Raw genomic sequence first — 21,399 nt, 5'->3', positions numbered from 1 at the left:
GCTTGTGCACCCCGGTGCACGAGCGAACCGCCCTCCCGGTCCGGACCCCTGGTCCCGCCGACGGGCGGAGCACGTCCCCCGACCCTACTCATTTCCTGTCCCGACGGAGTCCTTACCTACATGACCGACACCACGACCCCCCAGATCGCCATCAACGACATCGGTGACGCCGACGAGCTCATGGCCGCCATCGATGCCACCATCAAGTACTTCAACGATGGCGACATCGTCGAAGGCACCGTGGTGAAGGTCGATCACGACGAGGTCCTCCTGGACATCGGCTACAAGACCGAGGGCGTCATCCCCTCGCGCGAGCTGTCCATCAAGCACGACGTCGACCCGGCCGACGAGGTCGAGGTCGGCGACGAGATCGAGGCCCTCGTCCTCCAGAAGGAGGACAAGGAGGGTCGCCTGATCCTGTCCAAGAAGCGCGCCCAGTACGAGCGCGCCTGGGGCTCGATCGAGCAGATCAAGGAGGACGAGGGCGTCGTCACCGGTCGCGTCATCGAGGTCGTCAAGGGCGGCCTCATCGTCGACATCGGCCTGCGCGGCTTCCTCCCGGCCTCCCTCGTGGAGATGCGCCGCGTCCGCGACCTGCAGCCCTACGTCGGCCAGGAGATCGAGGCGAAGATCATCGAGCTGGACAAGAACCGCAACAACGTGGTCCTGTCCCGCCGCGCCTACCTGGAGGAGACCCAGTCCGCGGTCCGCTCCGACTTCCTGCAGACCCTCCAGAAGGGCCAGGTCCGCGAGGGCGCCGTGTCCTCGATCGTCAACTTCGGCGCGTTCGTCGACCTCGGCGGCGTCGACGGCCTGGTGCACGTCTCCGAGCTGTCCTGGAAGCACATCGACCACCCCTCCGAGGTCGTCGAGGTGGGCCAGAAGGTCAAGGTCGAGGTCCTGGACGTCGACATGGACCGCGAGCGCGTCTCGCTGTCGCTGAAGGCGACCCAGGAGGACCCCTGGCAGCTCTTCGCCCGCACCCACGCCATCGGCGAGGTCGTGCCCGGCAAGGTCACCAAGCTCGTCCCCTTCGGCGCGTTCGTCCGCGTCGAGGACGGCATCGAGGGCCTCGTGCACATCTCCGAGCTGGCCCAGCGCCACGTGGATCTGCCCGAGCAGGTCGTCACCGTCGACCAGGACGTCTTCGTCAAGGTCATCGACATCGATCTCGAGCGTCGCCGGATCTCCCTCTCCCTCAAGCAGGCGAACGAGGGCGTGGACCCCGAGGGCGACGACACCACCTTCGATCCCGCGCTCTACGGCATGGCCGCGGAGTACGACGCCAACGGCGAGTACAAGTACCCCGAGGGCTTCGACCCGGAGACCAACGAGTGGCTCGAGGGCTACGACGCCCAGCGCGAGGAGTGGGAGGCCCAGTACGCGGCCGCCTACGAGCGCTGGACCGCCCACAAGGCCCAGGTCGCCGAGGCGATCCGCGCCGACGAGGAGTCCGCGAACGCTCCGGCCGCCGCGTCGACCTCCTCCTCCTCCGAGTCCGCGCCCGTCGCGCAGTCCTCCTACCAGTCGAGCTCCTCGGACGAGGGCACCCTCGCCTCCGACGAGGCCCTGGCCGCGCTGCGCGCCAAGCTCACCGGCAACTGATCCTCGGATCACCGAACGGCCCGGTCCCCGCGACTCGCGGGGGTCGGGCCGTCCCCGTTCCCGACCTTCGGGCGTCCCCGATCCGGGAGCATCACGGCAGGGCACACTAGGGTCATGACCACTTCTCTCGAGTCCCACCCGATCCACACCTGGCTCACGGACATGGACGGCGTGCTCGTCCACGAGGAGTCCGCGCTGCCCGGCGCCCCCGAGTTCATCGCGGCACTGCAGCAGTACGGGCGGCCCTTCCTGGTGCTGACCAACAACTCGATCTTCACCCCGCGCGATCTCCGGGCGCGCCTGGCCCGCAGCGGCATCGACCTCCCCGAGGAGTCGATCTGGACCAGCGCCCTGGCCACCGCCCGCTTCCTCGCCGAGCAGCAGCCCGGCGCCTCCGCCTACGTGATCGGCGAGGCCGGGCTCACCACCGCCATCCACGACGAGGGCTTCATCCTGGCCGACAGCGACGTCGAGTTCGTGGTGCTCGGGGAGACCCGAACCTACTCCTTCGAGTCCATCGCCCGCGCCATCCGGCTGATCAAGGGCGGCGCGAAGTTCATCGCCACGAACCCCGACGTCACCGGGCCCAGCGCCGAGGGCCCGCTGCCGGCGACCGGCTCCGTCGCCGCGATGATCACGGCCGCGACCGGGATCCATCCGTACTACGTCGGCAAGCCGAACCCGCTGATGATGCGCACCGCCCTGAACCGCATCGGAGGCCACTCGGAGACCTCGGTGATGATCGGGGACCGGATGGACACGGACGTGAAGTCGGGGCTCGAGGCGGGCATGCGCTCGATCCTCGTCCTCACCGGCTCCACCGACGTCGACGAGATCGCGCAGTTCCCCTTCCGCCCCACCGCGGTGCTGGACGGCATCGCGGACGTCGTCCCCTTCGTCGAGCGGCTGACCCCGCACGAGGCCGTCGAGCTCGACGAGGACTGACATCACGGGGCCGGCATCGGTGCCCGGACCGGGCCGACCGCCGCGGTCCGGCCCGTGAGGACCCGACCTGTGAAGATCCGGTGATGCCGTCGTGCGGGGTCGGCGAGTCGCCCTTGACCCCGGGCGATCGAGCTGGAAAGGTCACGACCAGCTCGCCGGAGGGTCAAGGAACGGCAAAGACCCAGGGGTGGTGGAGGAGTCCACGACCCGACCGTCCGGAGGGCCCGCGGGGGACAGATGCTCTCCCGACGCACTCGGAAGGAGACGACGATGACTCGTCGGCACCAGGTCAGGACCCTCGCCGCGCTCGGCCTCGGCGCCCCGCTGCTCGTGGGGCTCGGCATCGGAGGATTCTCGCAGGCGGTCGCGACCACCGCCGCGCCGCCCGCCCAGGGCGCGCCCGCCGCGGTCGCCGCACCCGCCGAGCGGACGAGCTCGCAGGCGGACGCCGCGGGGGAGGACGGCACCGCCGAGGAGGAGACCGCCGCCCCGAGCGACGTCTTCACCACGGGCTCCCAGGAGTTCCCCCGCGTCGACCGGAGCACGATCACGGCGGAGGACGTCGCCTCGCAGCTGTACGGCTACGCCGCGGACCCGAGCCTGAGCGACGAGGCCACCTGCACCGACGGCCTCGCCCTCGACCAGCCCGGCGCGGTCACCCGCTGCACCGTGACCGGCTGGAGCGGCGAGCAGGAGACCTACTACGGCTACATGGCGCCGGCCGGCGTCGCCGAGGCCGACTACTGGCTCTACTTCAGCAAGGACGCCCCGCTGCCCGAGGAGGCCGCCGCGACGCTCAACGACGGGCTGAACGGCACCGGCGCCTACCCCGTCTGGGGAGAGGAGCAGGAACAGTCCACCACGCTCTCGCGGGACGTCGCCGTGGAGCGCGCGAACTTCGTGCTCGACGGCTTCGGCCGCGAGGACCTCACGGTCACCTCCGTCGAGGGGGAGGTGGATCTCACCTCGACCACCCCGGTGCGTGGCACCGCCGTGGAGGACGGCTCCGGCCGCACCGTCGGGGTGACCCTGCTGCCGATCCCCACCGACGGCGAGGCGCCGGCGATGATGATCAGCATCGACGGCCCCTGATCCCCGCTCCGCTCCCCGCCGGTCAGCCGCCCGCGGGGCACCCCTGAGCACCCCGGGCGGGCGTCCGCACAGCGCGGACGCCCGCCCGGACGTCGTCCCGCTCATGAGATGATCGACGACATGCTGCGCTGGCTCACCGCCGGGGAATCCCACGGCCCCTCCCTCCTCTCCCTGCTCGACGGCGTCCCCGCCGGGATCGAGCTGACCAGTGACGATCTGAAGGACGCGCTCGCGCGCCGCCGCCTCGGCCACGGCCGCGGCAGCCGCCAGAAGTTCGAGCAGGACGTGCTGACTATCCACGGCGGGCTCCGCCACGGCCTCACCCTCGGCTCCCCGCTCGCGATCGAGATCGCGAACTCCGAATGGCCGAAGTGGGAGAAGGTCATGAGCGCGGACCCCGTCCCGCGCGAGGACCTGCTGATCGACGCCGGCACCGGCGACGAGCGCGAGATCGCCCGCAACCGCCCCCTCTCGCGCCCCCGCCCCGGCCACGCCGACCTCTCCGGGATGCTGAAGTACGGCTTCGACGAGGCCCGGCCCGTGCTCGAGCGCGCCAGCGCCCGCGAGACCGCGGCCCGCGTCGTCGCCGGCCGCGTCGCCGCGGCGCTGCTCGAGCAGGCCGCCGGCATCCGGCTGGTCTCCCACACCCTCTCCGTCGGCTCCGTGTCCGTGCCCGAGGACGCACCGCTGCCCACCCCCGACCACCTCGAGCAGCTCGACGCCGATCCGCTGCGCTGCTTCCACGAGGGCACCTCCGCCGCGATGGTCGACGAGGTCGACGCCGCGAAGTCCGACGGCGACACCCTCGGCGGCGTCGTCGAGGTCCTCGCCTACGGTCTTCCCGTCGGCCTCGGCTCCCACACCCAGTGGGATCGCAAGCTCGATGCGCGCCTCGCCCAGGCCGTCATGTCGATCCAGGCCATGAAGGGCGTCGAGATCGGCGACGGCTTCGCCACCGCCGCCCGCCGTGGCTCCGTCGCCCACGACGAGATCCTCGTCGCGCCCTCCCCGCGCGGCGAGCGCTCCGCCTTCCCCCGCGCCACCAACCGCGCCGGCGGCCTCGAGGGCGGGATGACCAACGGCGAGGTGCTGCGCGTGCGCGGGGCGCTCAAGCCGATCTCCACCGTCCCCCGCGCGCTGCGCACTGTCGACGTCTCCACCGGCGAGCAGACCACCGCCAACCATCAGCGCTCCGACACCTGCGCGGTCGCGCCGGCCGCCGTGATCGCCGAGGCCGTGGTCGCCCTGACCCTGGCCGACGCGCTGCTGGAGAAGGCCGGCGGGGACAGCATCGACGAGATCCGCGCCCACCTCGAGGGCACGCTCGACCTCCAGGCCGGGCTCGCCCGCCGCGGGGAGGACTCCGCCTCGTGACCGGTCCCGTGGCCGTCCTGATCGGTCCGATGGCCGCCGGGAAGACCAGCGTGGGACGCGCCCTGGCCGCACGCCTCGGCGTCCCCTTCGCCGATCTCGACGCGCTCATCGTCCAGGAGGCCGGACGCACGATCCCGGACATCTTCGCGGACGAGGGGGAGCCCGCCTTCCGGGAACGGGAGGCCCGCTCGCTCGTCCGCGCCGTCGCGCACCAGCGGGGCGTGCTCTCCCTCGGCGGCGGCGCCCCGATGCACGCCGGCGCCGCCTCGACGCTGCGCGACCTGCCCGTGGTGCTGCTCGAGATCGACGAGGAGACGGTCGCGCGCCGGCTCGCCCACGGCGTCGGCCGCCCGATGCTGTCCGGCGAGGACCCCATGGCCCGTTGGCGCGAGCTCGCCGCCGCCCGGGCGGAGACCTATCGTGGACTGGCGACCCATCGCATCGACGCCGCCCTCGGCAGCCCGGACCGGGTGGCCCTCGCCATCATCGACGCCCTGCAGCTTCAGAGGCCCGCGCGCCCCCAGGAGGAGACCGAATGAGCACCACCGTCATCCCCGTCACCACGCCCACCGGCGGCTACGACGTGCACGTGGGACGGGGCCTGCTCGAGCAGATCCCCGCCCTGGTGCCCGAGCGCGCCCGGCGAGTGGTGATCGTGCACCAGCCGAGCCTGCGCGACGTCGCCGAGCAGGTCCGCGCCGGCATCGAGGAGACGGGGCGGCAGTCCTTCGTCGCCGAGGTCCCCGACGGCGAGGAGGCCAAGACCGCGCAGGTCGCCGGGTTCCTGTGGGGCGTGTGCGGCCAGGCCGAGATCGGCCGCCAGGACCTCGTGATCGGGCTCGGCGGCGGCGCGGCGACGGATCTCGCCGGCTTCGTCGCGGCCTCCTGGCTGCGCGGCGTCGACGTGCTCCAGGTCCCCACCACCGTCGCCGCGATGGTCGATGCGGCCGTGGGCGGCAAGACCGGCATCAACACGGCCGAGGGGAAGAACCTCGTCGGCGCCTTCCACCCGCCGATCGCCGTGGTCGCCGACCTCGACGTGCTGGGAGGGCTCGGTCACAACGACGTCGCCGCCGGACTCGCCGAGGCGGTCAAGGCCGGCTTCATCGAGGACACCGCGATCCTCGACATCGTCGAGCAGGACCCCGCCGCGGTGCTCGACGTCTCCACCGACGCCTTCCGCGAGGTGATCGAGCGGGCCATCCGGGTCAAGGCCCGCGTGGTCTCCGCGGACCTGCGCGAGAGCGGGGAGCGGGAGATCCTCAACTACGGCCACACCCTCGCCCACGCGATCGAGCGCAACGAGCGCTACCAGTGGCGCCACGGTGCCGCCGTGAGCATCGGGATGATGTTCGTCGCCGAGCTGTCCCACCTCTCCGGCAAGCTCTCCGAGGCCGAGGTGGACCGCCACCGGAGCATCCTCACCTCGCTCGGCCTGCCCGTCACCTACCGCGACCGTCAGTGGCCGAAGCTCGAGGACGCGATGAAGCGGGACAAGAAGACCCGCGCCGGCCTGCTGCGCTTCGTGGTCCTGGACCGGATCGGCTCGGTCTCCCGGATCGAGGGGCCCGACCCCGCGCTCCTGCTGAGCGCCTACGCCGCGATCACCGACGACTGAGCACGCCCGAGCAAGGAGGAGCAGCATGACCGAGCATCCCGGCACCGCCGCGCAGGACGACCCCGCGGACCGGCCCGGCACCGCGGACCGGCCCCGCCCCGCCGTGCAGGAGGGGATGGTCGATGTGCGCCGCCGCACCGCGACCGTGCGCGGCGTCGAGTTCGGCCGCGGACGCCCCGAGATCATCGTGCCGCTGGTGGGCGACGACCTCGACGCCCTGCTCACGCAGGCCGAGGCGGCGACCGCGACCCCGGCCCGCGTGGTCGAGTGGCGCCTGGACCGTTTCCGTCCCGACCTCGAGGACGCCGAGCACCACCGCGAGGCGGTCCTCGCCGCGCTCGGCCCGCTGCGCGCCGCCCTCGGCGCCGACCGCGCCCTGCTGGTCACCTTCCGCACCACCGCCGAGGGCGGACAGAGGCCCTACGGCCCCCGCGCGCTCGTCTCGCTGCTGGAGGCGCTGATCACGGGTCGCCGGGTGGGGACGCAGTCCGCCGTCGACCTCGTCGACATCGAGACCTCGCACGACTCCGCGGTGGTCGCCTCGGTCATCGACTCCGCCCGTCGTCACGGCATCGCCGTGGTCGGCTCCTTCCACGACACGGAGGGCACGCCCGACGAGGAGACGATCGCGGGGATCCTGCGCGAGCAGCGACGCCTCGGCGCGGACATCCCGAAGGTCGCCGTCACCCCGCGCACCTCCCGCGACGTGCTCACCCTGCTCTCGGCGAGCCTCACCGTCGCCGAGGAGCAGACAGGGCCGCACATCGCGATCTCCATGGGCACCCTCGGGGCGAGCAGCCGCGTGGCCGCCGAGGCGTTCGGCAGCTCCGCGACCTTCGCGACCGCAGGGGAGGGGTCCGCGCCCGGCCAGCTCGGCGCGGACGACGTCGCCCGGATGATCGAGCTCCTGCGGCCCTGACCCGGCCCGGGCCGGCGCCTCGGCGCTCCGGCCGGACCGCGGAGGGGCCGGCGCGCCGACGTCCGGCAGCACAGCCGCCTCAGCGCGGCGAGGCGGTCCCGGGGTCCTGCTCCTCGCGCCGCTCGTTCTCGGCGGTGCCGGGCAGCTCCGCCGGATCCGGGAAGATCCGTTCCTCGTAGTCGCTCGCGTCGAGGTCCTCGGCCGTGGCGTCCTCGGCGAGGTCGTCGTGGTCGACGTCGACGGCGGGGATCGCCCCGGTCTCCTGCGCGACCCGCTCCCGCTCGTCCTTGCGGGTGCGGCGCACCAGCTGCTTCAGCTGGGTCGCGGACATCGTCACCTGCCACTCCCGATGGGCGGGCAGCGACCAGCGACGCCACGCCGCGACCCCGGCGAGCAGCGCGCCGACGGCGACCGCGACCAGCACCATCGGGGAGGGGAGCCCGAGAGCGAGCACCAGCCAGGTCAGCACCGCGGTGACGAGCGCGCCGGTCGCGTACAGCGGGCCGCCCCCGAAGACCTGGGGGATCCTGCCCACCAGCACGTCGCGGATCACGCCGCCGCCCACCGCGCTGGTGACCCCGAGCAGGATCGCCGGCAGCATGTCCAGGCCGTAGCCGACGGACTTCGCCGTGCCGGTCGCGGCCCACAGCCCCATCGCCGCGATGTCCAGCACCGTCACCAGGCGGCGCCACCAGGGGCCGTCCGCATGGATGACGAAGGTGAACATGGCTCCGCCGAGGGCGCAGGCGAGATACCAGGGCCCGTCGAAGGCCGCCGGGGTGCCGTAGTCGAGGATCAGATCGCGCACGAGGCCGCCGCCGAGACCGGCGACGATGCCGATCACCGCGAAGCCGACGGCGTCGAAGTTCAGGCGGGAGGCGATGGCTCCGGCCGCCACGCCCATCACGAACACACCCACGAGGTCCAGCACGCGGAGGAAGTCGTTGGTCACGAGCAGCTCAAGAGGGTCCACCCCAGCACCGTAGTCCGCGCAGGCAGGAGCGTGAACGGGTCCGTGACCCGGCCGACCCGCCCTACCATCGGAGCATGCCCGGCAGCGTTCCTCCCCCTCGTCCTGACCGCCCCCTGCGGATCGGCCTCACCGGCGGCATCGGCGCTGGCAAGTCGACCGTCGCCGCGCTCTGGCGGGAGCGCGGCCTGCGCGTGATCGATCTGGATGCCCACTCCCGGGCCGTCCTGGACGTTCCCGGCGACGGGGTCGAGGAGGCGATCGTCCGCTTCGGCGAGGGAGTGCGGAACCCGGCCGGCACGATCGACCGCGCCGCCATGGCCCGGATCGTCTTCGCCGATGCCGCGGCCCGCGCGGACCTCGAGCAGATCGTGCTCTCCCGCGTGGACCGGGCGGTCGCGGAGGAGGAGGCCGAGGCGGCCGTGTCGGGGGAGCGAGTCATCGTCCACGACAGCCCGCTGCTGCTGGAGAAGCACAGCGAGTCCGACTACGACGCGGTCGTCGCGGTGCTCGCCCGGCGAGAGGACCGCATCGAGCGGGTGGTCCGGGACCGGGGCAGGGACCGCGGCTATGTCGAGTCGGTCATGGCGGCGCAGGTCACCGATCTCGAACGGATCCGCCGTGCGGACCGCCTGGTGCTGAACACGGCCGATCGACCCGCTCTGCTCGCGCGCTCCGGCCGTGCCCTCGAGGCGGTCCTCGAGGAGCACGACCTCCGCACCTGATCGCGTCGGACCCCGGCCGACCCGGCGCAGGGCGTCGCCTGTGCGCTGCCCCACCCGGCACCGCGGGGCCGTCGGCCCTGAGCGGACAGAGGCCCCGCACCGTGTCGTCCGTCGGCCCCGGGTCGTAGGCTCGTCCTCATGCGTCCCGTCACCGATCTGGTCCGCGCCGAGCACCCCTTCGAGGTCGTCTCCGAGTACTCGCCCTCGGGCGATCAGCCGCAGGCGATCAAGGAGCTCACCAAGAGGATCAACGACGGCGAGCAGGACGTGGTCCTGCTCGGCGCGACCGGCACCGGCAAGTCCGCGACGACGGCCTGGCTGATCGAGCAGGTGCAGCGTCCCACCCTGGTCATGGCGCACAACAAGACCCTCGCCGCGCAGCTCGCCAGCGAGTTCCGGGAGCTGCTGCCGCACAACGCGGTGGAGTACTTCGTCTCCTACTACGACTACTACCAGCCCGAGGCGTACGTCCCGCAGTCGGACACCTACATCGAGAAGGACTCCTCGATCAACGCCGAGGTGGAGCGGCTGCGGCACAGCGCCACCAACTCGCTGCTGACCCGTCGGGACGTGGTCGTGGTCTCCTCCGTCTCCTGCATCTACGGCCTGGGCACCCCGCAGGAGTACGTGGACCGGATGGTGCAGCTGAGCGTCGGCGACCAGCTGGACCGCGACGAGCTGCTGACCCGCTTCGTGGACATGCAGTACGACCGCAACGACATCGCCTTCGAGCGCGGCACCTTCCGGGTGCGCGGGGACACGGTCGAGATCATCCCGATGTACGAGGAGCTCGCGATCCGCATCGAGTTCTTCGGCGACGAGATCGATGCGCTCTACACCCTCCATCCGATGACCGGCGAGGTCATCCGGCAGGAGGACCACATCCACATCTTCCCCGCCTCCCACTACGTCGCCGGTCCCGAGCGGCTCTCCCGCGCGATCGGCACGATCGAGGAGGAGCTCGCCGAGCGGCTCGAGGAGCTCGAGGGGCAGAACAAGCTGCTCGAGGCGCAGCGCCTGCGCATGCGCACCACCCACGACCTCGAGATGCTGCGGCAGATGGGCTCGACCAACGGGGTCGAGAACTACTCCCGCCATCTCGACGGCCGCGCGCCGGGCACCGCCCCGAACACCCTCATGGACTACTTCCCCGAGGACTTCCTGCTGGTCATCGACGAGTCCCATGTGACCGTCCCGCAGATCGGCGCGATGTACGAGGGGGACCGCTCCCGCAAGCGCACCCTGGTCGACTTCGGCTTCCGCCTCCCCTCGGCGCTGGACAACCGGCCGCTGACGTTCTCCGAGTTCACCGAGCGCACCGGTCAGACCGTCTACCTCTCCGCCACCCCCGCCGAGTACGAGCTGAACCGCGCCCACGGCGTGGTCGAGCAGATCATCCGGCCGACGGGCCTGGTGGATCCCGAGGTGATCGTCAAGCCCGTCAAGGGACAGATCGACGATCTGCGCGAGGAGATCGACAAGCGCGTCAAGCGGGACGAGCGCGTGCTCGTCACCACGCTGACCAAGCGCATGGCCGAGGACCTCACCGACTTCCTGCTCGAGAACGGGGTGCGGGTCCAGTACCTCCACTCCGACGTGGACACCCTGCGCCGCATCGAGCTGCTGCGCTCCCTGCGCAAGGGCGAGTACGACGTGCTGGTCGGCATCAACCTGCTGCGCGAGGGCCTGGACCTGCCCGAGGTGTCCCTGGTCGCGATCCTGGACGCGGACAAGGAGGGCTTCCTCCGCTCCCGCACCTCGCTGATCCAGACGATCGGCCGTGCGGCCCGCAACGTCTCCGGCCAGGTGCACATGTACGCGGACACGATCACCGACTCGATGCAGGACGCGATCGACGAGACCAACCGTCGCCGCGAGAAGCAGATCGCGTACAACACCGAGCACGGCATCGACCCGACCCCGCTGCGCAAGCGGATCGCGGACGTCACGGACATGCTGGCTCGTGAGGACATCGACACCGACACCCTCCTGGCCACCGACTACCGCTCCGGGAAGGAGAAGGTGGCCCAGGACCGGGCGCGCGCGAACGCCGTCGACTCGATGCAGGGTCGCCAGATCGACCTCGGCGATGATCCCGTCGGCGCGCTGACCGGCATGATCGACGAGATGACCGCGCAGATGCACCAGGCCGCGGAGTCGCTGAACTTCGAGGTCGCGGCCCGGCTGCGCGACGAGGTGCAGGAGCTGAAGAAGGAGCTCCGCGCCGTCCAGCGCTCCTGAGCCGATGACGACGAGGCGCGGTCGGGCGCTGGGCGCGATCCTGACCGCCGGGCACCGGCTGCGCCGGATCTGGTGGCGGCTGCGCCGGCCGCGCACCTTCGGCGTGAAGGTGCTGCTGCGCCATCCGGAGCAGCCCGAGCTGATCCTCGCCGTGCGCCACTCCTACGTGGACCAGGACCGGTGGGCGCTGCCCGGCGGACGCTACCGGCCTACCCGGGAGACCCCCTCCGACGCGGCGCGCCGCGAGGTGCGCGAGGAGCTCGGCCTCCGCATCCGGGACGATCTCGCGGAGCTGAGGACCCTCGAGGCGAGGACCGAGGGCAAGCGCGACACCCTCACGCTCCTGTCGGGCAGCGCCGACGGGGTCGAGGCGCGCACCTCCCTCGAGCTGCGCGAGGTCCGCTGGCTGCGCACCGACCTCGCCGACGTGCCGGCCGGGGACCCCGTCTCGCGCTGGCTCCGACTCGCGATCGAGGGCTGCACCGACCGGGCCGACGACGGGACACCGGGACCGGACTGAGCCTCACCCCTCCAGCTGCGCGCGACGGGGTCGACATGTCGCAGCGGCGGGCCCAGGCGGGGCGCCGCCTCGTCAGCGCTGCGGATCCTCGGCGCGCTCCCAGCTCTCGACCGGCCCGGGGACCACCTCGAACAGCGGATGCGCCGTCGGCCCCGCGAGCGAGTTCGCGCGCTCCCAGCGCTCCGGACTGCGCTCCTCGAGCTTGTGGAGCAGATGCCGCCACTCGAGGTCGAGCTGCCCGCTGGTGACCGGGATCCTCGGCACCTCGACCCTGCTGACGACCGCGCCGGCAGAGGCGCCGTGGGCCGCCTCTCCGCTGGCTGCTCCGTCCTTGACCGACCGGGCGGGCCGACGGTCGATGCGGGAGCGGTCGAAGCGGTACCCGCGCGTCGCCGCCTCCTCGGCGAGCACTTCGAGATACTCCCCGATCGAGTCGAGTGGATCGGCCTGCGCGCGGAAGCGCTCGAGCTGAGGATGCGACCGGTACCCGCGGGTGCGCCCGGCCAGCACCGCCTGGGCCAGCAGCGTCTCCCGCCAGCAGCCCGTGAGGCCCTGGCGGTCGAGGTGACGGGGGTGCAGGGACCACAGGCGCATCGGGCCATCCTCCCTCATCCGCCGAGGCAGGCGAAGGTCGCGCCGCGCACCGACGATCGTCGTCGGTCACGCTCAGGCTCTCCCGATAGCGTCATGAGCACGCCACGCCCCGCGGTGCGCGACCCGTCCCGCCGCGAGAGAAGGAGGACCCCGTGCCCCAGTCCCAGCGCTCCCGGATCCTGTCATTGGCCGTCGGCACCGCCGCCGCGTCGGGCCTCGGGATGATCCCCGTGCACCGTCTCCCGCGCCCCGTGCGCGCCGGCTACGTCGCGCTTCCCGCGGTGCTTACCACCGGCGTCAGCCTCCTGGCGCAGCAGGGGCGCCCGGACCCGTCGGCCGACGACGACCCGAGTGCTCACGGCCTGCGGCCGCCGACGGTCCCCGAGACCGCGATCTCGCTCGCCCTCGGCGGCCTGATGGTCGGGGCGGGCGTCGCGGGCCTGCGCCTGGACGGCGGGGCGGAGAACTTCCTGCGGCGCCGCGGCGTGCCCGCACCTCGGCTCTGGCTCGGACTCGCCACCGGTGCGGTGACCCTGGCCTCGGCCCTCTTCGACGAACGCACCGCCGAGCCCGGCGGCACGTCGACGCAGGAGCAGGTCCTCGCGCTCCTGACCCGCGAAGACCCGATGGCCCTCGCCCCGGGCAGGGATGGTGTGCCCGAGGACGAGTACGCCCCGGAGGCGGAGGCGATCGCAGAACTGCTGGGCACCGGCGCCGCGCCCACTGCCGCCCAGCTCGACGAGGTCTGGGAGCAGTGGTTCTCCCAGCCGCTCAGCCCGCTCCTCGGCGCCGGCCGCATGGACTCGCTGCTCGAGGCGCTCTCCGCACTGGCCCCGGAGGATCCCGGCGCGTAGTGCCCGCGGAGAACAGCGGAGGTCTGCCAGGATCGAGTGATGACGACTCCCCGCAGCGCGCCGCCGTTCGTCGTCCTGCGCGGCAACTCCGCCTCCGGGAAGTCGACGGTCGCTCGCCGGGTCCAGCGCGCCCTTCCGCGCGGCGAGGTCGCGGTGATCGGGCAGGACCATGTGCGCCGAGAGCTGCTGTGGGAGCAAGACAGCGGCCAGGGCGACACGATCGGCCTGCTCGAGTCGATGGTCCGGCACTGCCTCGGGATCGGGCGCATCACGCTCCTCGAGGGTATCTTCGGCGCCGAGCGGTACCACGGCATGTTCGCGCGGATGCTGCGTGATGCCCCTGGTCCGACCCTGGTGTACTACCTCGACGTGAGCCTGCCGGAGACCCTGCGGCGCCACGCCGGCAAGCCGATCGCGGGGCATGTGGCCCCTGAAGAGGTCGCGTCCTGGTACCGGCCCCACGACGTGCTCGGCGTCCCCGGGGAGCAGGTCCTCGCCGAGGCGCTCGACGAGGACCAGATGGTCGCGCGGGTCCTCGGGGACCTCTCGATGCTCCGCACCGGCCCCGGAGAGCGTGGGGGCCCGGCGCCGTCCGCTCCTGAGGAGTTCACTTCTCCGCGGAGCGCTCCGTGATCGTCAGGTCCAGCGGGAAGTCGATCGGGCTGCCGGGAAAGAGCAGCCGCCCGGCGGCGTCGGCGCTCTCGCGGATCGCGGCGGCCGCGGCCTCCGCCTGGTCGGCCGGGGCGTGGACGATCACCTCGTCGTGAAGGAAGAACGCCAGATGCGCGCGGCGGGAGAACACCGGTCCCGAGGCGTCGGCCCGCTCGTCGGGGGCGACCTCCGGGAGCTGCGCGAGCCGAAGGCGTAGCGCCGCCATCCAGGACAGCGCCCATTCCGCCGCGGTGCCCTGCACCACGAAGTTGCGGGTGAACCGGCCGCGGTCGCGGGCCGAGCGACGGGCCCGCTCCTGCTCGCCGCTGGCCGCCTCGGGGCCGTTCGCCGAGCGCTGCGCCTGCACCCAGCCGGGCTCGGGAGCGGGGGAGGAGCGGCCGAGCCAGGTCGTGACCGTCCCGCCGCGCTCCCCGGTCGCAGCCGCGCCGTCCACGAGCGCCATCGCCTCGGGGAAGGTGCGGCGAAGCCGGGGCACGACGCGCCCGCTGTCCCCGGTCGTCCCGCCGTACAGGGCGCCGAGCACCCCGATCTTCGCCTCCTGCCGGCTCGCGACCACGCCCGCCTCGACGATGCCGGAATAGAGGTCCTTCCCGGCCCCTGCCGCGATCATCTCCCCGTCGTGCGACATCGCCGCGAGCACTCGCGGCTCGAGCTGGGAGACGTCGGCGCTGACCAGCCGCCAGCCAGGATCGGCGCGCAGTGCGGGCCGCAGCCGGCGCGGGATCTGCAACGCCCCGCCGCCGCTGGAGGCCCAGCGCCCGGTGACCACTCCGCCTGGCACGTAGACGGGCCGGTACCGTCCCTCGCTCACCCACTCGTCCATCCATGCCCAGCCGTTGGCGGTCAGCAGGCGGGACATCTTCTTGTACCGCAGCAGGGGCTCGATCGCCGGATGCTCGTGCTCCTGCAGCTCCCACTGGGAGGTGGAGGAGACGTCGATGCCGGCGCGGTGCAGGGCGCGCAGCAGCTTCGGCGGCGAGTCCAGCGACACGGTCGGGTCCCCGAGCGCGGTGCGCACCTCGGCGGCGACCTGCACCATCTGCGCGGGGAGCGTCCCGGGGGAGGGGCGCGGCCCCAGGGCCTCGGTGAGGATCCGGTCGTGCTCGGCCACGTCCCAGGGGATGCCCGCCGTCTGCAGCTCGGCCGCGATCAGCGCGCCGGCGGACTCCGCCGCCAGCAGCAGGCGCAGCCGCGTCGGGTCCTCGGCGCCCGCGATCGCCGAGAGCTGTCGCTCGAGCTCCGCACAGGTCTCCTCGATCCCGTCGGGCACGCCGTGGGCGGCAGACGGCCGGGCATCGAGGTCGAAGAGGGTCGCGCCGAGGTCGCGTCGCGGCTCCTCCGGCTCGAGCGGGGTGTCCCATCCCGTCGCCTCGCGCAGAGGACCGGGCTCCGTCACCAGGTCGGAATGGCGCAGGATCCGGTGCACCAGGCGCAGGTCGTGGCAGCGCTCGAGGGTCACCCCGGCCGCGAGCAGACGCGGGTACCAGGCGGCGGCGTCGCTCCAGACCCAGCGCGGCCGGTGCGCGGCCTCGAGCTCGGCGACGAGGGAGGGAAGCTCCTGGACGGCACGGGTCCGCTCCTCGAGGACGGAGCCGTCGGCCGCGAGCTCGCGCAGCACGACCGCTCCGCCCGCCCCGCGACCGAGCACGCACCTCGCCGGGACGGGCGCGGCGGTGCCCGGCGGGGGAGAGGTCACCAGCCCCGCTCGCGCCAGGCCGGCAGGGAGGCCCGCTCGGCCCCGAGCGTGGTGTCGTCGCCGTGGCCCGGGTACACCCAGGTCGCATCGTCCAGCCGGTCGAAGATCCGCTGCTCGACGTCGTCGATCAGCTGCGCGAAGCGCTGCGGGTCCCGGTCGGTGTTGCCCACCCCGCCGGGGAAGAGGGAGTCGCCGGTGAAGAGGTGGTCGCCCTCCTCGCCGCCGCGCCACAGCACCGCGACGGAGCCGGGGGTGTGGCCGCGCAGGTGGATGATCTCCACCCGCTGCTCGCCGAACTCGATCACGTCGCCGTGGGCGAGGGGGAGGTCGATCTTCTCCGCGATCTCCTTCGCGTCCTCCGCCCCGGCGGCGGTGCGGGCGCCGGTCGCCGCGATCATCTCCGCCAGCGCGCCCACGTGGTCGTGGTGGCTGTGGGTGGTGAGGATGACGTCCAGCCAGTTGTGCTCGGCGCCCGACGCGATCATCCGGCGCAGGGCGTCCGGCTCCGCCGCCGCGTCGATCAGCAGCTGGGCGCCGGTCGACCGACAGGTCAGCAGGTAGGCGTTGTTGTCCATCGTCCCGACGGACAGCTTGCGGATCTGCAGGTGCTCGAGGTCTCGCACGGCGGGCTCGCCGCCCGGCTCGACATGTCCGGTGTACTCGTGATCAGCCATGGGGACAGTATGTCGTCCTTATCTCCCCCGAACAACTGTTCGAAGGTTGGTGTGCGCCCCTAGAATGCCGGGGTGACTGATTCCCTGGTCGTCCGTGGTGCGCGCGAGCACAACCTCAAGAACATCGACATCGACATCCCCCGCGACAAGCTGGTGGTGTTCTCCGGCCTGTCGGGCTCCGGCAAGAGCTCCCTGGCCTTCGACACCATCTTCGCCGAGGGGCAGCGGCGCTACGTCGAGTCGCTCTCCAGCTATGCGAGGCAGTTCCTCGGGCAGATGGACAAGCCCAGCGTCGACCTCATCGAGGGGCTCTCCCCGGCGGTCTCGATCGATCAGAAGTCCACCAACCGCAACCCGCGCTCCACCGTCGGCACGATCACCGAGATCTACGACTACCTGCGCCTGCTGTTCTCCCGCACCGGCGAGCAGCACTGCCCCGTCTGCGGCGAGCTGGTCACCTCCTCCTCGGCCGAGCAGATCGTGGACACCCTCCTCGAGGAGGAGGCCGGCACCCGCTTCCAGCTGCTGGCACCCGTGGTGCAGGGGCGCAAGGGGGAGCACCAGGACCTGCTCAGCTCCCTGCGCTCCCAGGGCTACGCCCGCGCGCGCATCGACGGGGACAACCGCCGCCTGGACGAGGAGATCAGCCTCGACAAGCGCTACAAGCACACCATCGAGGTGGTCGTCGACCGCCTCGCGGCGAAGCCCGACGCGCGCCGTCGCCTCACCGACTCGGTCGAGACCGCGCTGCGGCTGGCCGAGGGGATCCTGCTTGTCGACTACGTGGATCTCGACGCGGAGGACCCGCAGCGCACTCGCCGCTTCTCCGAGAAGCGCGCCTGCCCCAACGACCACCCCCTCGCGATCGACGACATCGAGCCGCGCACCTTCTCCTTCAACGCCCCCTACGGCGCCTGCCCAGAGTGCACGGGTCTGGGCCAGCGGCTCGAGGTCGATCCCGAGCTCGTGATCCCCGACGAGGACCTCTCCCTCGCGGACGGAGCGATCGCCCCGTGGACCATGGGCTCCTCCGACCACCACCAGGAGGTCATGTCCGGCCTCGCCGAGGAGCTCGCCTTCTCGATGGACACCCCCTGGCGCGCGCTGCCTGAGCGCGCGAAGGAGGCGCTGCTGCACGGCAAGGACTTCAAGGTCCACGTGAAGTACCGCAACCGCTTCGGCCGCGAGCGCACCTACTCCACGGGCTTCGAGGGCGTCATGCACTTCCTCGAGCGTCGCCACAGCGACACCGAGTCCGACTGGGCCAAGGAGCGCTACGAGCAGTTCATGCGCGAGGTGCCCTGCCCCGCGTGCCAGGGCGCGCGCCTGCGCCCCGAGGTGCTCGCCGTGACCGTCGGCGGGAAGTCCATCGCCGAGGTCTGCGAGATGTCGATCGGCGACGCGCTCGCCTTCCACCAGGGCCTCGAGCTCGGGGTGCGGGAGGCCGCGATCGCCGACGAGGTGCTGCGGGAGATCCGCTCCCGCCTGGGCTTCCTGCTCGACGTGGGCCTGGACTACCTCTCCCTCGCCCGCGCGGCCGGCACCCTCTCCGGCGGCGAGGCGCAGCGCATCCGCCTGGCCACCCAGATCGGCTCGGGACTCGTGGGCGTGCTCTACGTCCTCGACGAGCCCTCCATCGGCCTGCACCAGCGCGACAACGAGCGCCTCATCGCGACCCTCGAGCGCCTGCGCGACCTCGGCAACACCCTCATCGTCGTCGAGCACGACGAGGACACGCTCAACTCGGCCGACTGGGTCGTGGACATCGGCCCGCTCGCCGGCGAGCACGGCGGGAAGGTGGTCCACTCCGGCCCCGTCGAGGGCCTGAAGCAGAACCCCGACTCCCTCACCGGCCGCTATCTCTCCGGAGAGCTGGAGATCCCCGTGCCCGCGGTGCGCCGCCCCGTGGACAAGGAGCGGATGCTGAAGGTGGTCGCGCCGCGCGCGAACAACCTCACCGGGCAGGACGTCTCCTTCCCGCTCGGCGTGCTCACCGCCGTCACCGGCGTCTCCGGCTCGGGCAAGTCCTCCCTGGTCAACGACATCCTGTACTCGGTCCTGGCCAAGGAGCTCAACCGCTCCCGCGTCGTGCCCGGGCGGCACAAGCGCGTCACCGGCCTCGAGCACCTCGACAAGGTCGTGCACGTGGACCAGTCGCCGATCGGCCGCACCCCGCGCTCGAACCCCGCCACCTACACCGGGGTGTGGGACCGAGTGCGCACCCTGTTCGCCCAGACCAACGAGGCGAAGATCCGCGGCTACACGGCTGGGCGCTTCTCCTTCAACGTCAAGGGCGGGCGCTGCGAGGCATGCTCCGGCGACGGCACGCTGAAGATCGAGATGAACTTCCTGCCCGACGTGTACGTGCAGTGCGAGGTCTGCAAGGGCCAGCGCTACAACCGCGAGACGCTCGAGGTGAAGTTCAAGGACAAGAACGTCGCCGAGGTGCTGGGCATGTCCATCGCCGAGGCGCTCGAGTTCTTCGACGCCGTCCCCGCGATCCGCCGCCAGATGCAGACCCTGGTCGACGTGGGCCTCGGCTACGTGAAGCTCGGCCAGTCCGCGACCACCCTCTCGGGCGGCGAGGCGCAGCGCGTGAAGCTCTCCTCCGAGCTGCACAAGCGCTCCAACGGCCGCACGATCTACGTGCTCGACGAGCCGACGACAGGCCTCCACTTCGAGGACGTGCGCAAGCTCCTCGAGGTGCTGCAGGGCCTCGTCGACAAGGGCAACTCCGTGATCGTCATCGAGCACAACCTCGACGTCATCAAGACCGCCGACCACGTGATCGACCTCGGCCCCGAGGGCGGCGCCGGCGGCGGGAGGATCGTCGCCACCGGCACCCCGGAGAAGGTGGCGAAGGTCGAGGGCTCCTACACCGGTCGCTTCCTCGCCCCGATGCTCGAGGGCGGACGAGCGGGCGCGGCCGCGGCCCGCTGAGCAGGCGCAGCCATGGCTGATCCGGCGACCTACCGCCCCGCGACCGGCACGATCCCCACGAGGCCGGGGGTCTATCGGTTCCGGGACGAGCACGGCCGCGTCATCTACGTCGGCAAGGCGAAGAACCTCCGTCAGCGCCTGGTGAACTACTTCCAGGACCTCGCCGTCCTGCACGAGCGCACCCGGCGCATGGTCACCACCGCCGCGAGCGTCGAGTGGACCGTGGTGGGCACCGAGGTCGAGGCGCTCACCCTCGAGTACACGTGGATCAAGGAGTTCGATCCGCGGTTCAACGTCAAGTTCCGCGACGACAAGTCCTATCCCTATCTCGTGATCACGATGGGGGAGAAGGTGCCGCGGGTGCACATCACCCGTCGGCCGCGCGCCAAGGGTGACCGCACCTTCGGGCCCTACCCGCAGGTCGGCGCGATCCGCGAGACCCTCGACCTGATGCTGCGGGTCTTCCCGATCCGCTCCTGCACCGCCGGGGTGTACCGGCGGGCCGAGCGGTCCGGCCGGCCCTGCCTGCTCGGCTTCATCGGCAAGTGCTCCGCACCCTGCACGGGCGAGATCAGCGAGGACGAGCACCGCCGGCTCGCCGAGCAGTTCGCGGACTTCATGGCCGGGAACACCTCGAAGTACACCCGTCGCATCGAGCAGCGGATGAGGGCCGCGGCCGCGGCGATGGACTACGAGACCGCCGCGAGCCTCCGCGACGACCTCCAGGCGCTCGAGAAGGTGATGGAGAAGAACTCCGTGGTCCTCTCCGACGCGACCGACGCCGACCTGATCGGCCTCGCCCAGGACGAGCTCGAGGCCTCCGTGCAGGTCTTCCACGTGCGCGGCGGGCGGATCCGCGGCCAGCGCGGCTGGACCGCGGAGATCCTCGACGAGTCGACCGCGCCGGACCTCGTCGAGCGTGCCCTGACCACCCTGTACACCGAGGGGAGCGCCCCGAAGGAGGTGCTCGTCCCGATCCTGCCCACCAACCTCGGCCAGGTGCGCGAGCTGATGGGCCGCACCGTCGACCTGCGCGTCCCGCAGCGCGGCGAGAAGAAGGACCTGCTGATCACCGTCGGCGAGAACGCGACCGAGGCGCTGCGCCTGCATCGTCTCAAGCGCACCGGCGACCTCACCGCGCGCACCAAGGCGCTCGAGGACCTGGGGGAGGCGCTCGACCTCGCCGAGCCGCCGCTGCGGATCGAGTGCTTCGACATCTCCCACTCCCAGGGCACCAACGTCGTCGGCTCGCAGGTGGTGTTCGAGGACGGCCTGCCGAAGAAGAGCGAGTACCGCCGCTACTCGGTCAACGGCGCCGCCGCTCGCGACGACACCGCCTCCATGCACGACGTGATCACACGCCGGCTGAAGCACCACCTCGACCCGCCCGAGCCGACGGAGGACGAGGAGACCGGCCGTTTCAAGCGCTTCGCGTACCCGCCCTCGCTGATCCTCGTCGACGGCGGCCCGCCCCAGGTCGCCGCCGCCCAGCGCGCCTTCGACGAGCTCGGCATCACCGACATCGCCCTGGCCGGGATCGCCAAGCGGCTCGAGGAGATCTGGCTGCCGGGCGAGGAGTACCCCGTCATCCTGCCCCGCACCTCCGAGGCTCTGTTCCTGGTGCAGCGCCTGCGCGACGAGGCGCACCGCTTCGCCATCACCTACCACCGCTCCAAGCGGGGCCGGGCCATGCAGGCCAGCGCCCTGGACGGCATCCCGGGCCTCGGCCCGGCCCGGCGTCGCGCGCTGCTGGACCGGTTCGTGACGGTCTCGGCGATCCGCGAGGCGAGCGAGGAACAGCTCACGGAGGTCGACGGGATCGGGCCCGCGTTGGCCGCGCAGATCACCGCCGCGCTAACATCCGAGCAGGGAACCGCCTCGGACGCCGACAGCGCGGACGACGCCCTCGGCGTCACCGTCGACATGGCGACCGGTGAGATCCTCGAGGGCTGAGCGCGAG

18 protein-coding genes are annotated in these 21,399 nt (G+C 72.1%); 14 read left to right on the top strand and 4 right to left on the bottom strand.

From position 1 onward, the window contains the following. The first annotated feature begins 120 nt into the window (after positions 1 to 120). The 7 genes from rpsA to aroD all read left to right on the top strand — a co-directional run bounded on the left by rpsA (position 121) and on the right by aroD (position 7,553). Positions 121 to 1,605, top strand: a complete 1,485-nt coding sequence (rpsA, locus tag DEU31_RS09655) for a 30S ribosomal protein S1 (RefSeq protein ID WP_010550675.1) — start codon at positions 121 to 123, stop codon at positions 1,603 to 1,605. 114 nt (positions 1,606 to 1,719) lie between these two features. Further along, the gene (locus DEU31_RS09650; protein ID WP_010550676.1) at positions 1,720 to 2,550 is read left to right on the top strand and encodes an HAD-IIA family hydrolase; all 831 of its coding nucleotides are present in this window, start codon (positions 1,720 to 1,722) and stop codon (positions 2,548 to 2,550) included. Positions 2,551 to 2,820: 270 nt separating this feature from the next. After that, entirely contained in the window at positions 2,821 to 3,642 is an 822-nt protein-coding gene (locus DEU31_RS16810; protein WP_166649455.1) for a hypothetical protein, read from the top strand. A gap of 120 nt (positions 3,643 to 3,762) precedes the next feature. Next, entirely contained in the window at positions 3,763 to 5,016 is a 1,254-nt protein-coding gene (aroC, locus tag DEU31_RS09640; protein WP_029360465.1) for a chorismate synthase, read from the top strand. Further along, positions 5,013 to 5,555: a shikimate kinase gene (locus tag DEU31_RS09635; RefSeq protein ID WP_010550679.1), complete on the top strand. Its 543-nt coding sequence runs from the start codon at positions 5,013 to 5,015 to the stop codon at positions 5,553 to 5,555. The genes aroC and DEU31_RS09635 overlap by 4 nt, the downstream gene beginning before the upstream one ends. Next, positions 5,552 to 6,634, top strand: coding sequence for a 3-dehydroquinate synthase (aroB, locus tag DEU31_RS09630; protein WP_133676941.1), 1,083 nt, complete (start codon positions 5,552 to 5,554; stop codon positions 6,632 to 6,634). The genes DEU31_RS09635 and aroB overlap by 4 nt, the downstream gene beginning before the upstream one ends. Before the next feature lie 25 nt (positions 6,635 to 6,659). Further along, entirely contained in the window at positions 6,660 to 7,553 is an 894-nt protein-coding gene (gene aroD / locus DEU31_RS09625; protein WP_133676940.1) for a type I 3-dehydroquinate dehydratase, read from the top strand. Positions 7,554 to 7,632: 79 nt separating this feature from the next. Here aroD and DEU31_RS09620 read toward each other — a convergent pair whose 3' ends face one another. After that, positions 7,633 to 8,526 (bottom strand): trimeric intracellular cation channel family protein, encoded by an 894-nt coding sequence (locus DEU31_RS09620; RefSeq protein ID WP_010550682.1) that lies wholly within the window; start codon positions 8,524 to 8,526, stop codon positions 7,633 to 7,635. Between the two features lie 74 nt (positions 8,527 to 8,600). Here DEU31_RS09620 and coaE point away from each other — a divergent pair, with 74 nt between their 5' ends. From coaE to DEU31_RS09605, 3 genes are all read left to right on the top strand, one after another. Further along, positions 8,601 to 9,248 (top strand): dephospho-CoA kinase, encoded by a 648-nt coding sequence (gene coaE / locus DEU31_RS09615; protein WP_133676939.1) that lies wholly within the window; start codon positions 8,601 to 8,603, stop codon positions 9,246 to 9,248. Positions 9,249 to 9,386: 138 nt separating this feature from the next. Beyond that, positions 9,387 to 11,489: an excinuclease ABC subunit UvrB gene (gene uvrB, locus DEU31_RS09610; protein ID WP_133676938.1), complete on the top strand. Its 2,103-nt coding sequence runs from the start codon at positions 9,387 to 9,389 to the stop codon at positions 11,487 to 11,489. A 4-nt stretch (positions 11,490 to 11,493) separates the two neighbouring features. Beyond that, positions 11,494 to 12,009, top strand: a complete 516-nt coding sequence (locus tag DEU31_RS09605; RefSeq protein WP_010551481.1) for an NUDIX domain-containing protein — start codon at positions 11,494 to 11,496, stop codon at positions 12,007 to 12,009. 72 nt (positions 12,010 to 12,081) lie between these two features. On the opposite strand, the gene DEU31_RS09600 is transcribed toward DEU31_RS09605, so the two are convergent. Then, positions 12,082 to 12,603 (bottom strand): pyrimidine dimer DNA glycosylase/endonuclease V, encoded by a 522-nt coding sequence (locus DEU31_RS09600; RefSeq protein WP_010551482.1) that lies wholly within the window; start codon positions 12,601 to 12,603, stop codon positions 12,082 to 12,084. Between the two features lie 152 nt (positions 12,604 to 12,755). On the opposite strand from DEU31_RS09600, the gene DEU31_RS09595 reads away from it, so the two are divergent. Together DEU31_RS09595 and DEU31_RS09590 are read left to right on the top strand one after the other, a co-directional pair. Next, positions 12,756 to 13,457, top strand: a complete 702-nt coding sequence (locus DEU31_RS09595; protein ID WP_133676937.1) for a hypothetical protein — start codon at positions 12,756 to 12,758, stop codon at positions 13,455 to 13,457. A gap of 39 nt (positions 13,458 to 13,496) precedes the next feature. Then, positions 13,497 to 14,090 (top strand): AAA family ATPase, encoded by a 594-nt coding sequence (locus tag DEU31_RS09590; protein WP_010551484.1) that lies wholly within the window; start codon positions 13,497 to 13,499, stop codon positions 14,088 to 14,090. Here DEU31_RS09590 and DEU31_RS09585 read toward each other — a convergent pair. Further along, positions 14,065 to 15,825, bottom strand: coding sequence for a bifunctional 3'-5' exonuclease/DNA polymerase (locus tag DEU31_RS09585; RefSeq protein WP_100199766.1), 1,761 nt, complete (start codon positions 15,823 to 15,825; stop codon positions 14,065 to 14,067). The genes DEU31_RS09590 and DEU31_RS09585 overlap by 26 nt on opposite strands. Continuing rightward, positions 15,822 to 16,499 (bottom strand): MBL fold metallo-hydrolase, encoded by a 678-nt coding sequence (locus tag DEU31_RS09580; protein ID WP_010551486.1) that lies wholly within the window; start codon positions 16,497 to 16,499, stop codon positions 15,822 to 15,824. Before DEU31_RS09580 ends, DEU31_RS09585 begins: the two co-directional genes overlap by 4 nt. Positions 16,500 to 16,571: 72 nt before the next feature. Here DEU31_RS09580 and uvrA point away from each other — a divergent pair, with 72 nt between their 5' ends. Both uvrA and uvrC read left to right on the top strand, forming a co-directional pair. Beyond that, positions 16,572 to 19,439, top strand: a complete 2,868-nt coding sequence (gene uvrA / locus DEU31_RS09575) for an excinuclease ABC subunit UvrA (RefSeq protein WP_010551487.1) — start codon at positions 16,572 to 16,574, stop codon at positions 19,437 to 19,439. Between the two features lie 12 nt (positions 19,440 to 19,451). Continuing rightward, a complete protein-coding gene (gene uvrC, locus DEU31_RS09570) occupies positions 19,452 to 21,392 on the top strand; it encodes an excinuclease ABC subunit UvrC (RefSeq protein ID WP_010551488.1) in 1,941 nt (646 codons plus the stop codon). The last annotated feature ends 7 nt before the right edge of the window (positions 21,393 to 21,399 follow it).

The sequence above is a fragment of the Brachybacterium sp. AG952 genome (assembly GCF_004362645.1).
Taxonomy (GTDB): Bacteria; Actinomycetota; Actinomycetes; order Actinomycetales; family Dermabacteraceae; genus Brachybacterium; species Brachybacterium conglomeratum.
This window is presented reverse-complemented; position numbering and strand designations above follow the sequence as displayed.

Coding starts and splice junctions, on each gene's coding strand:
- aroC (WP_029360465.1), top strand. CDS start 3,763: ATGCTGCGCTGGCTCACCGCCGGGGAATCCCACGGCCCCTCCCTCCTC.
- coaE (WP_133676939.1), top strand. CDS start 8,601: ATGCCCGGCAGCGTTCCTCCCCCTCGTCCTGACCGCCCCCTGCGGATC.
- uvrB (WP_133676938.1), top strand. CDS start 9,387: ATGCGTCCCGTCACCGATCTGGTCCGCGCCGAGCACCCCTTCGAGGTC.
- DEU31_RS09605 (WP_010551481.1), top strand. CDS start 11,494: ATGACGACGAGGCGCGGTCGGGCGCTGGGCGCGATCCTGACCGCCGGG.
- DEU31_RS09650 (WP_010550676.1), top strand. CDS start 1,720: ATGACCACTTCTCTCGAGTCCCACCCGATCCACACCTGGCTCACGGAC.
- uvrC (WP_010551488.1), top strand. CDS start 19,452: ATGGCTGATCCGGCGACCTACCGCCCCGCGACCGGCACGATCCCCACG.
- DEU31_RS16810 (WP_166649455.1), top strand. CDS start 2,821: ATGACTCGTCGGCACCAGGTCAGGACCCTCGCCGCGCTCGGCCTCGGC.
- DEU31_RS09580 (WP_010551486.1), bottom strand. CDS start 16,499: ATGGCTGATCACGAGTACACCGGACATGTCGAGCCGGGCGGCGAGCCC.
- DEU31_RS09600 (WP_010551482.1), bottom strand. CDS start 12,603: ATGCGCCTGTGGTCCCTGCACCCCCGTCACCTCGACCGCCAGGGCCTC.
- DEU31_RS09590 (WP_010551484.1), top strand. CDS start 13,497: ATGACGACTCCCCGCAGCGCGCCGCCGTTCGTCGTCCTGCGCGGCAAC.
- rpsA (WP_010550675.1), top strand. CDS start 121: ATGACCGACACCACGACCCCCCAGATCGCCATCAACGACATCGGTGAC.
- aroD (WP_133676940.1), top strand. CDS start 6,660: ATGACCGAGCATCCCGGCACCGCCGCGCAGGACGACCCCGCGGACCGG.
- aroB (WP_133676941.1), top strand. CDS start 5,552: ATGAGCACCACCGTCATCCCCGTCACCACGCCCACCGGCGGCTACGAC.